12 protein-coding genes are annotated in these 15320 nt (G+C 69.7%); 9 read left to right on the forward strand and 3 right to left on the reverse strand.

The window, feature by feature from the left end:
• Window positions 1-4 precede the first annotated feature (4 nt).
• The 6 genes from MKK52_RS20135 to MKK52_RS20160 all read left to right on the forward strand — a co-directional run bounded on the left by MKK52_RS20135 (window position 5) and on the right by MKK52_RS20160 (window position 9818).
• Entirely contained in the window at window positions 5-1864 is a 1860-nt protein-coding gene (locus MKK52_RS20135; protein ID WP_243956815.1) for a glycoside hydrolase family 15 protein, read from the forward strand.
• Between the two features lie 21 nt (window positions 1865-1885).
• Window positions 1886-3961 (forward strand): transketolase, encoded by a 2076-nt coding sequence (gene tkt, locus MKK52_RS20140; protein WP_243956817.1) that lies wholly within the window; start codon window positions 1886-1888, stop codon window positions 3959-3961.
• 69 nt (window positions 3962-4030) lie between these two features.
• On the forward strand, window positions 4031-6880 hold the full coding sequence (locus MKK52_RS20145) for a bifunctional transaldolase/phosoglucose isomerase (RefSeq protein ID WP_243956819.1): 2850 nt from the start codon (window positions 4031-4033) through the stop codon (window positions 6878-6880).
• A gap of 32 nt (window positions 6881-6912) precedes the next feature.
• Window positions 6913-7893, forward strand: coding sequence for a phosphogluconate dehydrogenase (NAD(+)-dependent, decarboxylating) (gene gnd / locus MKK52_RS20150; protein ID WP_243956821.1), 981 nt, complete (start codon window positions 6913-6915; stop codon window positions 7891-7893).
• Window positions 7894-7915: 22 nt separating this feature from the next.
• Window positions 7916-8653, forward strand: a complete 738-nt coding sequence (gene pgl, locus MKK52_RS20155; protein ID WP_243956832.1) for a 6-phosphogluconolactonase — start codon at window positions 7916-7918, stop codon at window positions 8651-8653.
• An 82-nt stretch (window positions 8654-8735) separates the two neighbouring features.
• A complete protein-coding gene (locus MKK52_RS20160; RefSeq protein ID WP_243956834.1) occupies window positions 8736-9818 on the forward strand; it encodes an HD-GYP domain-containing protein in 1083 nt (360 codons plus the stop codon).
• On the opposite strand, the gene MKK52_RS20165 is transcribed toward MKK52_RS20160, so the two are convergent.
• Complete coding sequence (locus MKK52_RS20165; protein ID WP_243956836.1) at window positions 9811-10908, reverse strand: 2'-deoxycytidine 5'-triphosphate deaminase; 1098 nt, start codon at window positions 10906-10908, stop codon at window positions 9811-9813. The genes MKK52_RS20160 and MKK52_RS20165 overlap by 8 nt on opposite strands.
• Before the next feature lie 216 nt (window positions 10909-11124).
• Here MKK52_RS20165 and apaG point away from each other — a divergent pair, with 216 nt between their 5' ends.
• The 3 genes from apaG to speG are packed head-to-tail and all read left to right on the forward strand — an operon-like array spanning window position 11125 to window position 13307.
• Complete coding sequence (apaG, locus tag MKK52_RS20170; RefSeq protein WP_243956838.1) at window positions 11125-11517, forward strand: Co2+/Mg2+ efflux protein ApaG; 393 nt, start codon at window positions 11125-11127, stop codon at window positions 11515-11517.
• 54 nt (window positions 11518-11571) lie between these two features.
• Window positions 11572-12741, forward strand: a complete 1170-nt coding sequence (gene argE, locus MKK52_RS20175) for an acetylornithine deacetylase (protein ID WP_243956840.1) — start codon at window positions 11572-11574, stop codon at window positions 12739-12741.
• On the forward strand, window positions 12738-13307 hold the full coding sequence (gene speG, locus MKK52_RS20180; RefSeq protein ID WP_243956842.1) for a spermidine N1-acetyltransferase: 570 nt from the start codon (window positions 12738-12740) through the stop codon (window positions 13305-13307). Before argE ends, speG begins: the two co-directional genes overlap by 4 nt.
• A 63-nt stretch (window positions 13308-13370) precedes the next feature.
• Here speG and MKK52_RS20185 read toward each other — a convergent pair whose 3' ends face one another.
• Together MKK52_RS20185 and MKK52_RS20190 are read right to left on the reverse strand one after the other, a co-directional pair.
• Window positions 13371-14288: a HEPN domain-containing protein gene (locus MKK52_RS20185; protein WP_243956850.1), complete on the reverse strand. Its 918-nt coding sequence runs from the start codon at window positions 14286-14288 to the stop codon at window positions 13371-13373.
• A gap of 45 nt (window positions 14289-14333) precedes the next feature.
• Window positions 14334-15320: an Hsp33 family molecular chaperone gene (locus tag MKK52_RS20190; RefSeq protein ID WP_243956852.1), complete on the reverse strand. Its 987-nt coding sequence runs from the start codon at window positions 15318-15320 to the stop codon at window positions 14334-14336.

The raw sequence follows: 15320 nt of genomic DNA on the forward strand, positions 1-15320 counted from the left end.
GCCTGTGGCCGAACGTATCGAAGACTATGCGCTTATCGGCGACGGCCGCACCGCCGCGCTCGTGAGCCGGACCGGCAGCGTCGACTGGCTGTGCTGGCCGCGTTTCGACGCCGCCGCCCTGTTCACCGCCCTCCTCGGCACCAGGGATCACGGTTTCTGGGAGATCCGCCCCGAGGCGACCCATGTCGAGACGACCTGGGCCTACCGCGAGGGCAGCCTCGTCCTCGAAACGCGACACAAGACCCGCCAGGGCGAGGTGCTCGTCACCGATTTCATGCCGACCGGCGACGGGCCGCACCTCGTGCGCCTCGTGAAGGGAATCCACGGCCGGGTCGCCATGCGCTCCGAGATGGCGGTGCGGTTCGATTACGGCTCGGCGGTGCCCTGGGTCTCGCATTCGGAACTCGGCGACCTGCGGGCCATCGCGGGGCCGCACAAGGTGGTCATGCGCACCGATGTCGACCTGCACGGCACCGACCGGCAGACGACCCTGGGCGAGTTCACGGTCCATGCCGGCGAGCAGCGCCGCTTCGTCCTGAGCTACGGCGCCTCGCACGAGCCCGACCCGCCGCCGATCGAGCCGTGCCAGATGCTGGCCGACACCGACCGGGCGTGGCGCGACTGGTCGAAGCGCTGCGCCAAGGGCACGCCCTGGGACGGGTTGCTGCAGCGCTCCCTCCTGACCCTCAAGGCGCTGATCTACCACCCGACCGGCGGCATCGTCGCCGCGCCGACCGCCTCCCTGCCGGAAGGCTTGGGCGGCGAGCGGAACTGGGATTACCGCTTCTGCTGGCTGCGCGATTCGACCCTGACGCTCATCGCCCTGATGGACGGCGGCTACATCGAGGAGGCGCGCAACTGGCTGAACTGGCTGCTGCGGGCGGTGGCCGGCAACCCCGAGCAGGCGCATATCCTCTACGGCATCGCGGGCGAGCGGCTTCTGCCGGAGATCGAGCTCGACTGGCTGCCGGGCTACGAGAATTCCCGCCCCGTGCGCATCGGCAACGCGGCGGCCGCGCAGTTCCAGCTCGACGTCTACGGCGAACTCTTCGACGCGCTCTATCAGGCCCATGCCCGCGGCCTGCCGGTGAGCGAGGACGGGCGCCGGGTCGGCCTCGCCCTCCTCGGACACCTGGAGAAGGCGTGGCGCAAGCCCGACGAGGGCATCTGGGAGGTGCGCGGCGGCTCGCGCCACTTCGTCCATTCGAAGGTCATGGCCTGGGTCGCCTTCGACCGGGCGCTGCGGATGCACGAACTCGACGAATCGGGCGCGACCCACGAGCAGGCCGAGCGCTGGCGGGCGATCCGCGACGAGATCCACGCGGAGGTCTGCGAGAAGGGGTTCGACCGCGACCTCAACAGCTTCGTGCAATATTACGGGGCGAAGGCGCTGGATGCGAGCCTGCTGCTCATGGCCCATACCGGCTTCCTGCCGCAGCACGATCCCCGCGTGGTCGGCACCGTCGATGCCATCGGCAAGGGGCTGATGCGCGACGGATTCATCCTCCGCTACGAGACGCAGGGGTCGGCCACGGACGGATTGTCGGGCAACGAGGGAGCCTTCCTGCCCTGCACCTATTGGTATGCCGACAACCTCATCGGGCTCGGCCGCCGCGAGGAGGCCCGCGCGTTGATCGACCGCCTGATCGGGATCTGTAACGATCTCGGTCTCGTGAGCGAGGAGTACGACGTGCAAGCCAAGCGTCTTGTGGGTAACTACCCGCAGGCGTTCACCCACGTGGCCCTCGTCAACACGCTCCTCAGCTATGCCCATGGCGAGGGGCCCGCCGAGAAACAGGGCGCTAAGTCTGATGGGGCGCCGCCCGCGGTCCACCGCCACCAGGCGGCCCAGCGGTCGCGCTAGAGAACAGGACGACGTGATACCATGAGCGGAGCCGATACACCCGCCCGCGCCGAGCTTGCCGCCATCGACAAGCTCAGCATCGACACGATCCGCACGCTGGCGATCGACGCCGTGCAGAAGGCGAATTCGGGCCATCCCGGCGCGCCGATGGCGCTGGCCCCCGTCGCCTACACCCTGTGGAACCGTTACCTGCGCTACGACCCGGCGCATCCGCACTGGCCGAACCGCGACCGGTTCGTGCTCTCCTGCGGCCACGCCTCGATGCTGCTCTACGCGCTGCTGCATCTGGCCAACGTCGCGGAGAAGGACGGCGGCAACGCCCCGGCCGTGAGCCTCGACGAGATCAAGCGCTTCCGGCAGATCGACAGCCGCACCCCCGGCCACCCGGAATACCATTTCACCACCGGCGTCGAGACCACCACCGGGCCGCTGGGCCAGGGTGTCGCGAACTCCGTCGGCATGGCGATGGGCGGCCGGTTCATGGGCCGGCACCTCAACCGGCCGGGGCTGAACCTGTTCGATTACAACGTCTACGCGATGTGCTCGGACGGCGACCTGATGGAGGGCGTCGCCTCGGAGGCCGCCTCCATCGCCGGCCATCTGCGGCTGGCGAACCTCTGCTGGATCTACGACGATAACACCGTCACCATCGAGGGCCACACCGAACTCGCCTTCGGTGAGGAGGTCGCCACCCGCTTCCTCGCCTATGGCTGGCAGGTGCTGCGCGTCGCGGACGCCAACGACCTCCACGCCATCACGGCGGCCCTGGACACCTTCGTCGCCAGCCAGGACCGGCCGACGCTCATCATCGTGAAGTCGGTGATCGGCTTCGGCGCCCCGAAGAAGCAGGGCACCTCGAAGGCCCACTCCGACGCGCTCGGCGAGGACGAGGTCAAGGGTGCCAAGCGCGCCTATGGCTGGCCGGAGGATTCGCAGTTCCTCGTGCCCGACGGGGTGCACGAGAACTTTCGCGATGGCATCGGCAAGCGCGGCGCCGCCCTCTACGACGAATGGCAGTCGCTCTTCACCCAGGCGAAGGAATCCGACGCGGCCCACGCGGAACAGCTCGACGCGTTCCTCGAAGGGCGCCTGCCCGAGGGCTGGGACAAGGACATCCCCGTCTTCGAACCGGACGCCAAGGGTGTCGCCACCCGTGAATCGTCGGGCAAGGTACTGAACGCCATCGCCCAGCACGTGCCGTTCCTGCTCGGCGGCTCGGCCGACCTCTCCCCGTCGAACAAGTCGAACCTGACCTTCGACGGCGCGGGCTCGCTGACCCCGCTCAATCCCGGCGGGCGCAACGTCCATTTCGGTGTGCGCGAGCACGCGATGGGCTCTATCGTGAACGGCCTCGGCCTCGTCGGGCTTCGGGCCTACGGCGCGACCTTCCTCGTCTTCGCCGACTACATGCGCCCGCCGATCCGGCTCGCCGCGCTGATGGAACTGCCGATCTTCCACATCTTCACCCACGACTCCATCGGCGTGGGCGAAGACGGGCCGACCCACCAGCCGGTGGAGCAACTGCTCTCCCTGCGCTGCATCCCCGGCCTCGTGACCATCCGCCCGGCGGATGCCAACGAGGTGGCGGAGGCCTACCGGGTGATCTTTTCCTTGAAGAACCAGCCGGCGGTGTTGGCTCTCTCCCGGCAGGCGCTGCCGACCCTCGACCGGTCGAAGTACGGCGCCGCCTCCGGCACGGCGAAGGGCGGCTACGTGCTGGCCGATTGCGAGGGCACGCCGGAGGTGATCCTGATGGCCTCCGGCTCGGAGGTGCAGCTGTGCCTCGGCGCCTACGACGCCTTGACGGGCGAGGGCGTGAAGGCCCGCGTCGTGTCGATGCCGTCGTGGGACCTGTTCGAGCGGCAGGACGAAGCCTACCGCCACTCGGTGCTGCCGCCGGCGGTGAAGGCCCGCGTCGCCGTCGAGCAGGGCAGCGTGATCGGCTGGGACCGCTATGCCGGTTCCGAGGGCGCGATCATCGGCATGAGCACCTTCGGCGCCTCGGCGCCCCTGAAGGATCTCCTGACCAAGTTCGGGTTTACCCCCGAGAAGGTTCTGGAGGCCGCGAAGGCGCAGGTGGCCAAGCACAGGGGGTAACCATTCCCCCTCCTCTCCTCCCCGTCGCGGGGAGGAGGGCGCGAACCAATCGGACAACGAGGCTTGGACATGAACGCGCTCAAGGCCCTGCACGACCAACAGGATCAGGCCGTCTGGCTCGACTTCGTCGCCCGGGGCTTCATCGAGAAGGGTGAACTCAAGAAGCTCGTGGAGGAGGACGGCCTGCGCGGCGTCACCTCCAACCCGGCGATCTTCGAGAAGGCCATCGGCCACTCGGAGGAGTACGATGCCAGCCTCAAGGCGGTGCAGGAGACCGGCGACAGCCGGGTCATCGACCTCTACGAAGGCCTCGCCATCGCCGACATCCAGGCCGCCGCCGACGTGCTGCGGCCGGTCTACGAGGCGAGCGACGGCGCCGACGGCTACGTGAGCCTCGAAGTCTCGCCCTACCTCGCCCTCGACACGCAGGCGACGCTGGACGAGGCCCGCCGCCTCCACAAGGCGGTCGCCCGCGACAACCTGATGGTGAAGGTGCCCGCCACCCCGGAGGGCATCCCGGCGATCAAGCAGCTGACCGCCGAGGGCATCTCGATCAACGTCACCCTGCTGTTCTCGCAAGAGGCTTACGAAACGGTGGCCCGCGCCTTCGTCGAGGGACTCGACGAGCGCGCGAAGGCCGGGCACGACGTCTCGCGCATCGCGAGCGTGGCAAGCTTCTTCATCAGCCGCATCGACGCGCTGGTCGACAAGATGCTCGACGAGAAGATCGCGCAGGCGAACGACCCGGACGAGAAGATCGCGCTGACCTCCCTCAAGGGGAAGGTCGCCATCGCGAACGCCAAGCTCGCCTACCAGCGCTACAAGCGCATCTTCGCCGAGCCGACGTGGCAGGCGCTGGCCGAGAAGGGCGCCAAGGCGCAGCGCCTGCTCTGGGCCTCCACCGGCACCAAGAACAAGGCCTATTCCGACGTGCTCTACGTCGAGGAGCTGATCGGCCCGAACACCGTCAACACCATGCCCCCCGCCACCATGGCCGCCTTCCGCGACCACGGCGAAGTCCGCCCGACCATCGAGGAGGACGTGCCCGGCGCCGAGGCGGTGATGGCGAGCCTCGCCCGGGCCGGCATCGACATCGAGGCCGTGGCGCGGCAACTGGTCGAGGAGGGCGTGCAGCTCTTCATCGATGCCGCCGACAACCTGCTCGGCGCGGTGGCCGGCAAGCGCGCGGCCCTGCTCGGCGCCCGCCTCGACCCGCTGGCGCTGGCGCTCGACGATGCCCTCGCCGCCGACGCGAAGAAGGCCGTCGAGGCCTGGCGGGCGAGCGGCGCGATCCGCCGCCTCTGGGCCCGCGACGCCACGGTCTGGACCGGCGCCGACGAGGCCAGTTGGCTCGGCTGGCTCCACATCGTGGAGGAGGAGCTGGAGAAGGCCTCCGACTACGCCGCCTTCGCCGAGTGGGTGAAGGCGCGGGGCTTCACCCATGCGGTGGTGCTCGGCATGGGCGGATCGAGCCTCGGGCCTGAGGTCCTGAGCCTCACCTACGGTCAGCGGCCGGGCTTCCCGGCGCTCCGCATCCTCGACTCCACCCACCCGGACGAGGTGCGCGCCGTCGAGGCCGAGATCGACCTCGCCAGGACGCTGTTCATCGTCTCCTCCAAGTCGGGCTCGACCCTGGAGCCGAACGTTTTTCGCGATTACTTCTACGACCGCGTGAAGCAGAGTGTCGGTGACAAGGTCGGCGAGCATTTCGTCGCCGTCACCGATCCCGGCTCCGACATGGAGAAGGCGGCCAAGGCCCAGAACTTCGCCAAGATCTTCTATGGCGTGAAGCAGATCGGCGGGCGCTACTCGGTGCTCTCGGCCTTCGGCCTCGTGCCGGCCGCCGCCATGGGCCTCGACGTCAAGGACGTGCTCGACCGCGCCCGCATCATGGTCCGCTCCTGCGGTCCCGCCGTGCCGCCGCATGTGAACCCCGGCGTGCTGCTCGGCACCGCCATGGGCGCGGCGGCGCTCAAGGGCCGGGACAAGGTGACGGTGATCGCCTCCCCCGGCGTCGCGAGCTTCGGCGCCTGGGCCGAGCAGCTGATCGCCGAGTCGACCGGCAAGGTCGGCAAGGGCCTGATCCCGGTGGACGGCGAGCCGGCGGGCGTGCCGGCGGTCTACGGGCACGACCGCTTCTTCCTGTACCTTCGCCTCGATTCCCAGGCCGACCCGGCCCAGGACGCCGCCCTCTCGGCCCTGGAGAAGGACGGGCATCCGATCGCCCGGATCGGCCTCGACGGCGTCGAGCAATTGCCGCAGGAATTCTACCGGCTGGAGATCGCCACCGCGGTCGCCGGCGCGCTCTTGGAGATCAACCCGTTCGACCAGCCCGACGTCGAGGCGAGCAAGATCGAGACGAAGAAGCTCTTCGCCGAGGCCGAGCGCACCGGGGCGCTGCCCGACGAGACGCCGCTCTTCGAGGACGAGACGCTCGCCCTCTACGCCGATGCGAAGAACGCCGAGGCCCTGCCGCAGGCGGCCGATGGGCTCGACGCGGCGGTCAAGGGGCACCTGGCCCGGCTGAGGAGCGACGATTATGTCGCCCTCCTCGCCTACCTGCCGCGCAACGAAGCGCACCACGGCGTGTTGCAGGAGGCGCGGCTCGCGGTGCGGGACGCGCGCAAGGTGGCGACCTGCCTGGAATTCGGGCCGCGCTTCCTGCACTCGACGGGGCAGGCCTACAAGGGCGGGCCGAACAGCGGCGTGTTCCTGCAGATCACGGCCGACGCCGCCGAGGACCTGCCGATCCCCGGCCGGTCGCTGGGCTTCGGCACGGTGGTTGCGGCGCAGGCGCGGGGCGACTTCGCCGTGCTCGCCGAGCGCGGGCGCCGGGCGCTGCGGGTCCACCTCAAGGCCGGGCAGATGGAAGCCGGGCTGAAACGTGTCGCGGCGGCGCTGAAGGCGACCGTCGCCTGAACCCATAGTCACTCGCTGCGGAGGCCACCACGATGCAACTCGGCATGATAGGCCTCGGCCGGATGGGCGGCAACATCGTCCGCCGCCTTCTGCGCGGCGGGCATACGGCGGTGGTGTTCGATCAGAACGCCGAGGCCGTGGCGTCCCTCGTGAAGGAAGGCGCCGTCGGCGCGACGAGCCTGGAGGACTTCGTCTCCAAGCTCGAGGTGCCGCGCACTGCCTGGGTGATGCTGCCGGCGGGCAAGATCACCGAGGAGACGGTGCAGGCGCTGGGCAAGCTGATGCAATCGGACGATTGCATCATCGACGGCGGCAATTCCTTCTTCGGCGACGACGTGCGCCGGGGCGGGGAACTGAAGCCGAAGGGCATCCACTACGTCGATGTCGGCACGTCCGGCGGCGTCTGGGGCCTAGAGCGCGGCTATTGCATGATGATCGGCGGCGACACGTCCGCCGTGGACCGGCTCGATCCGATCTTCGCGACCCTCGCCCCCGGGATCGGCGACGTGACCCGCACCCCCGGCCGCGATGGGCGCGACGCCCGTGCCGAGCACGGCTACATCCATGCCGGGCCGACCGGCGCGGGCCATTACGTGAAGATGGTTCATAACGGCATCGAGTACGGGCTGATGCAGGCCTACGCGGAAGGGTTCGACATCCTCCGCCACGCCAATTCCGAGAACCTGCCGGAGGAGCGGCGCTTCGACCTCAACCTCGGCGACATCGCCGAGGTCTGGCGGCGGGGCAGCGTGGTCTCCTCCTGGCTCCTCGACCTCACCGCCCATGCGCTGGCCGGCGACGAGGACCTGACCGACTTCTCCGGCTGGGTCGAGGATTCCGGTGAGGGCCGCTGGACCATCAACGCCGCCGTCGAACAGGCCGTGCCGGCCACCGTCCTCTCGGCCGCCCTGTACCGGCGCTTCCGCTCGCGGGAGGACGCCTCCTACGCCGACAAGCTCCTCTCCGCGATGCGCAAGGGCTTCGGCGGCCACCAGGAACCCAAGAAGTCCTGAAGTTCGCAATCGTGAGGGGCGCATGGTGAGCTTGCCGGAGGGCGCGCAGGTCCTGCCCGATGCCGAGGCGGTGGCCCGCGAGGCCGCCGAGCGGTTGATCGCAGCCTGCGGCGAGGCGCAGAGGGCGGACGGCGACGAGCGGATCGCGATCTGCCTCTCCGGCGGCTCGACGCCCAAGCGCCTCTACGCCCTCCTCGCCGGCCCCGACTACGCCGCGCGGGTGCCGTGGACGCAGATCCACTGGTTCTTCGGCGACGACCGGGCGGTGCCGTGGGACGATGCCCGCAGCAACGTGCGCATGGTACGCGAGGCCTTCGGCCACGGCAGCGAGATCCCGCCGACGCATCTGCACTTCATGCCGTCGGACGAGGGCATCGAGGCAGGCGCCAAGGCCTATGAGCGTACCCTCCTCGATTTCTACGGCGCGGACACCCTCACGGCCGAACGGCCGCTCTTCGACCTCGTGCTGCTGGGCCTTGGGGAGGACGGACACACCGCCTCGCTCTTCCCCGGCAAGCCGGAGGTGGGGGAAGCGACCGCTTTGGCCGTGCCGGTGCCGGAGGCGGGGCTGGAACCCTTCGTGCCACGCATCAGCCTCACCGTGCCGGCGCTGACCTCCGCCCGGCACGTGCTCTTCCTCGTGACCGGCGCGGGCAAGCGCACGCCGCTGGCCCGCCTCGCGGCAGGCGAGGACCTGCCGGCCGGGGCGATCCAGGGGCCGCAGGTGGCGTGGCTCCTCGACGAGGCGGCGGCGGGCTGAGCCGCCGTTACGCCTTGGCAAGGTAAAAGGGGTATTGTCGGATTCGGAGTCGCAGGGCCCGACCGGCCGTCCCTGGAGAGCCATGCAAGAGGGCACGCTCGTATTGTTCACCGACCGGGCGACGCAGCGCCTGGATCTCGTGCGGGCCCTGGACGAGGTCGTCCCCTGCCATGTCCGCGATGCCGCCTCCGTCCTACCGGCCGGCGATTGCGTGGGTTTCGTCGCCGATATCGACCTGCTGCAGCCCGCCCAGTTGAGGGGCCTGCGCGCCCTCATCGCCGAGGCGCCGCAACTGCCCCGCCTGTTCCTGATGCGCAGCATGGGCGAGCGCAGCCTCTCCACCGCCCGCAGCCTTGGCGCGAGCCTCTGCCTCCCCTTCGACACCGCCGCCGACACCGTCGCGGAGGCGATGCGCGTCCACCTGACGAACCCGTTCCCCGGCATGGTGCGCGTCCCCGCCCCGGAGCGCGGGCGGCCCCTCGTCATCGCCAGAGCCGCCGACGAGGCGGGCGCCGTGCTCGCCGGCCTCCTCGATTCCGCCCGGCAGACCGGCAGGGTCGATTCGCGGCTGGTCGATCACGGGCTCGACCCGATCCTCGGCGCCGTGGGCGAGGCCGGGCTCGGGGCGTGGCTCGACACGGTGCGCGCCTACGACGACGCCACCTACCAGCACTGCCTGCTGGTCGCGGGCGTGGCGGCGACGTTCGCCATCGAACTCGGCTTCAGCCGGCGCGACCGCGAGCATCTGGTGCGCGCCGCCCTGGTCCACGATGTCGGCAAGGCGCGGATTCCGCTCGCCATCCTGAACAAGGCCGGCCCCCTCGACGCGGACGAACGCGCGACCATGAGCACCCATGCCGCGCTCGGCCACGAGATCCTCGTGGAGGCGGGCGGGTTCGACGCGTCGATCCTGTCCGTGGTTCGGCACCATCACGAGATGCTGGACGGCAGCGGATACCCCGACAAGCTCACCGGGGCGGCGATCCCGGACATCGTCCGATTGATCACCATCTGCGACATCTACGCGGCACTGGTCGAGCGGCGGCCCTACCGCGCGCCGATGCCGGCCCCGGAGGCCCTGCGCATCCTACGCGGCATGGAAGGCAAGCTCGACATGGCCCTGGTGCGCTCCTTCGAGCACGCCGTGTCGAAGGATGTCAGATGAAGTGCTTGGAAAGCTTCAGGCCCTGGGCCTGATAGTTCGAGCCGGCCCCGGCGCCGTAGAGCGTGGCGGGAACCTCGCTCATGCGCTCGTAGACGAGACGCCCGACGATCTGGCCGTCCTCCAGGAGGAACGGCACGTCGCGGGAGCGCACCTCCAGCACCGCCCGCGCGCCGGTCCCGCCCGCCGCCGCATGGCCGAAGCCGGGATCGAAGAAGCCGGCGTAATGCACCCGGAACTCGCCCACCAGCGGATCGAACGGCACCATCTCGGCGGCGTGGTCCGGCGGCACCTGCACCGATTCCTTCGAGGCGAGGATGTAGAACTGGCCGGGATCGAGGATCAGGCTGGCGCTGCCGTCCGACGGCAGCCGCTCCCAGAAGGCGTCGATGCCGTGCTGGCCCGGCGCGTCCACGTCCACGAGGCCGGTATGGCGCTTGGCCCGGTAGCCGATCAGCCCGTCGAAGCCCGACAGGTCCACCGACACCGCGACGCCGCCCTGCAACGACGGCGTGGCCACGTTCACGAGCGGCGTCCGGGCATGGAGGGCGGCCAGCTCCGCCTCCCCGAGGCGCGGCTGGCCGGAGCGGAAGCGGATCTGCGACAGGCGCGAGCCCGTCCGCACCAGCACCGGGAAGGTGCGGGGGGAAATCTCCGCGTAGAGCGGCCCGGTATAGCCGGCCGCCACCTGATCGAACGCCTCGGCCCGGTCGGTGATCACGCGGGTGAACACGTCGATGCGGCCGGTGGAGCTCTTCGGGTTCGCCGAGGCCGCGAGGCCCGGCGGCAGGGCCAGCGTCTCCTGCAGTTCCGCGATGTAGACGCAGCCCGTTTCCAGCACGGCGCCCGGCCGCAGGTCGATGGCGTGGAGCGACAGGCGCTCGACGCAGGCCTCGACCGTGCGCGAGCCCCCCGGCAGGAAGCTGGTCCGCACCCGGTAGGCGCGCTGCCCGAGCCGCAGGTCGAGGCTCGCGGGCTGGATCTGGTCCGACGCGTAGGGCGTGGCCGGCAGGATGCCGCCCGCGCGGGTGAGGGCGTCGATCGCCTGGGCCGGCAGAATGCCCTCGCCCGTCCTGTTCGCGCCCGCCCGCATCGCCCGCTCCGTTCGCGCGGCGGTGGACCGCGCCCTGTCTTGTCCGCCACAGGCACCTAAGGCCGGTTTAATACCACATGACTTGGCCCGAGCCGGCCGCGCGACGTAATCCGCCGCAATTGACGCCGATTCACCTGGGAATTACCACCGGGGCTCATGGCGCGGCCAAGGCCGGGCGGGTCGAATCGCTGAAGTCCTCGGGGGCGATCAAAGGCAATGTACAGGGCCGAGACGCGCGGAATAAGCGTGACTGTACAGCCGCGCTTCGTGGAGGAAGAGTCTTCCCCCAACGAAAGTCGCTATTTCTTCGCCTACACGGTCGAGATCGTGAACAACGGCGAGGAGCAGGTACAGCTCCGCTCGCGCCACTGGCGCATCATCGACGGGCGCGGCTCCTGCCAGGAGGTGCGCGGCGTCGGCGTCGTGGGCAAGCAGCCGGTTCTGGAGCCCGGCGAGTCGTTCTGCTACACGAGTGGCTGTCCGCTCACGACACCCGACGGGCTGATGGCCGGCAGCTACACGATGGCGACGGTGGCCGGCGAGAGCTTCGAGGCCGAGATTCCGGCCTTCTCCCTCGATAGCCCGCACGTCCGCCGCAGCCTGCACTGACGGCGGCCGCGTCACCGGCGGGGAGCGCGTGAGCCGGGCGGCCCCGGAGGGATCATGGCTTTGAACGGCGAGCGGCTTTCCCCGCTCGAGATGCTGGCCCGCCTCGTCGCGTTCGACACCGAGAGCGACAAGCCCAACCTCGCGCTGATCGATTCGGTCTGCGCCTATCTGGACGGATGGGGCGTGCCCGTCCGCCGCTTCCCCGACGCCACCGGCACCAAGGCCGCGATCCTCGCGACGCTCGGGCCGGCGCGCGACGGCGGGGTCGTCCTGTCGGGCCACACCGACGTCGTGCCCGTCGCCGGCCAGCCCTGGACGTCGGACCCCTTCACCCTGCGCGTCGCGGGCGGCCGGGCCTACGGGCGCGGCGCCGTCGACATGAAGGGCTTCTGCGCCACCGTCCTGGCCCTGGTGCCGGAGATGCTGAAGGCCGACCTCGCGCGGCCGATCCACCTCCTCCTCTCCTACGACGAGGAGACCACCTGCCTCGGCCCGATGGACGCCATCGCCCGCTTCGGCGAGGATCTGCCCCGCCCCGGCGCCTGCATCGTCGGCGAGCCGACCGGGCTCGACGTGGCGGACGCGCACAAGAGCATCGTCACCTGCCTCACCACGGTCCATGGCCGCGAGGCGCATTCCTCCCGGCCGGAGCTCGGGGCCAACGCGGTCTCGGCGGCCTGCGATCTCGTCGCCGCCCTCAACCGCATCGCCGACCGGATGATCGAGCGCGGCGACGCCTCCGGCCGGTTCGACCCGCCCGCCACGACGATCCATGTCGGCACGATCCAGGGCGGGACGGCGCGCAACATCCTGGCGCGGGAATGCCATTTCCACTGGGAGTATCGCGGCCTGCCCGATCTCGACCCGGCCGAGATCCCCACCCTGTTCCGCGCGGCGGTGGCCGAGGTGACGGCCCGGCGCCTCAACCGCTACGGCGAGTTCGGCCGGATCGACACCCTGGAGGAGGTGGACATTCCCGGCCTCGCCCCCGATCCGGGCTCGGCGGCCGAACGCCTCGCCCTGCGCGTCGCCGGGCGCAATCGCACGGTGGCGATGCCCTACGCCACCGAGGCCGGGCGCTTCCAGGGGGCGGGCATCCCCACGGTGGTCTGCGGCCCCGGCGACATCGCCCAGGCGCATCAGCCCGACGAATATATTACCCTCGATGCGCTGAAGGCGGGCGAGGATTTCCTGCGCCGGCTGATCGCGGAGTGCGCGGCATGAACCCGGTGCGGGCCAACGAGTATGTGAAGCTGCGGCCGCTGGAGCGCGAGGATCTGCGCTTCGTCCACCAGCTGAACAACAACGACAGCATCATGCGCTACTGGTTCGAGGAGGCCTACGAGTCCTTCGCCGAACTGCAGCAACTCTACGAGCGCAACATCCACAACCAGACCGAGCGCCGCTTCATCGTCGCCGCACCGGACGGCGAGCCGGCGGGGCTGATCGAGCTGGTGGAGATCAACCACCTTCACCGCCGCTGCGAGTTCCAGATCGCGATCCACCCGTCCTTCCAGGGGCGGGGCTATGCGTGGCGGGCGACGCGGATCGTGATGGATTACGCGTTCAGCGTGCTCAACATCCACAAGCTCTACCTGCACGTGGATCGCGAGAACCAGCGGGCGGTGCGGATCTACGAGCAATGCGGCTTCCGCCCCGAAGGCGTGCTGAAGGACGAGTTCTTCGTGAACGGGCGCTACCGCGACGCGGTGCGCATGTGCCTGTTCCAGCCGGATTACCTCGCCGCGCGGGGCGTCGGCGATCCGAACGAGCCGGTGCTGAAAACCTAAGGAGGGGCCGGGCTCTCCCTGAATTCCTTCGCTCCGCTCGCGAGGAGGACGAGGCGGGAGGCGTCAGGGCGTGGCCGGACGGGGGCCGAGGTGCTCGTGGCACACGTCGTGGACGATCCGCTGGAGGATCCCGATGCGCCCGACGAGCCAGTCCAGTTCCTCGGTCGTGATCGTGTAATGCGGCGAGTAGCGGGCCTTCACGTAGGCATCGTGCAAGAGATTGAAGTGGCGCCGGCTGACGCGATCATGGCGCGGCCATGCCTCCACCAGCCGGCGGTCGATGCCCTCGGCCATCGGGCGAAGCCGCCGCAGGGCGTGAAGTTTCGGGCTGTACAGCGTCAGAACGAGCAGGACACAGTGATACAGTCCCTCGGTGGCTTGATGCAGCTCGAAAGCGGCAATGGCTAATTGTTCGTGCATCGAAGAATAGCGGGCGAGGTCGATGCGGAAGATCGAGCTTGCATACCATTTGTCGAAGTGAAGCCACGCCTCCTCGTTCCGAACCTCCGGCGTGAGCGGGCCGGGCTTGGCGAGGGGAAAGCCGTCCGCCTCGTAGAGAACGAGGGCATCCCGGTCGATGTCCACGAAGAACGGCCGCCCCCGGGCGAGCTGGTCGTTCACGTCCTGATAGCTGTGAACGATGAAGCTCACCACGGAGTGACGGGCCGACCGCACCAGTTCGATCTGGTCGAATCGGTCGCGGATCGTCTCCCACAGGTCGAAATCCTCCACGAGATCGTCGTGGTTCACGAGGACGAGCAGGTCGTAGTCGGAGAAGTAGCCCGAGATCCGGTCCTCGACCCAATCACCCCGTGCGTGTGAACCGTAGAGCAGCACCTTGAGGATGCGCCCGCTCTTCTTCCTGTCGGAGAGCTTGCCCTTGCGGGCCTCCTCGAGCTCCTCGAACAGGATCTTCACCGCGCGCGTCAGGTCGCGGCGCTTGCGGGCAGGCAGGTGGGCGAGGCGGTCTTCGAGCGTCATGGTCGCCCGCCGGTAGAGCACGACGGGTCGCCGTTTCGAACCCCCCTACGAGCCCTGCGCGATCTCCGTCTCGACCTCGGCCGGGTCGAGGTCGTAGCGGCGGGAGCAGAATTCGCAGGTGATCACGATGCGCCCGTCATCGGCCACCATGTCCCGGCGCTCCTCCGGGCTGAAGGAGCGGATCATGCCCATCACCCGCTCGCGGGAGCAGCGGCAAGTCTCGTGCACCGGCTGGCGGTCGAAGACGCGCACGCCGCGCTCGTGGAACAGCCGGTAGAGCAGCCGCTCGCTCGACACGTTGGGATCGACGAGTTCGTGGTCCTCGATGGTGGCGGCCAGCGAGCGCGCCTCGACCCAGGCATCGTCCTCCGGCGCATCGGGGCCGAGATGGGCGTGGCCCTCGGGGATGTCGCCCGGCGGCAGGTCGGCGAGGCGCGCCCGGTCGATGGATTGGGGCAGGAACTGCACGATCAGGCCGCCGGCCCGCCAATGCCCGTCCCCCTCCCCGAGGGATTCGGCGACCGCGAGGCGCACCACGGTGGGAATCTGCTCGGATTGCAGGAAATACTGGTGGGCCGCCTCCTCCAGGCTCTGGCCCTCCATCGGCACCACGCCCTGGTAGCGGCTGGCAGCACTGCCCTGGTCGATGGTCATGGCGAGGTAGCCGTTGCCGATCAGGTCGGCATCGCGCACGGGGGCGCTGCCCAGGGCCGCGACACGCTCGGCATCGAAGCGGGCGGTGGCGCGCAGCCGGTCGGGGGCCTCGAAGTCGACCACGATCATCTCGACCGGGCCGTCGGTCTTGGTCTGGAGCTGGAAGCGGCCCTCGAATTTCAGCGACGCGCCGAGCAGGACGGTGAGCGCCGCCGCCTCGCCGAGGAGGCGCGCGACGGAATCCGGGTAGCCGTGACGGCGCAGGATCGTGTCGATGGAGGGCCCCAGGCGCACCACCCGTCCGCGCACGTCGAGGGCCTCGACGGCGAAGGGCAGCACCGCGTCATCGACGCCGGGGGTCTCGGTTCCTGCGGTCAT

The organism is Methylobacterium sp. J-067 (genome assembly GCF_022829465.1).
Lineage (GTDB): Bacteria > Pseudomonadota > Alphaproteobacteria > Rhizobiales > Beijerinckiaceae > Methylobacterium > Methylobacterium litchii.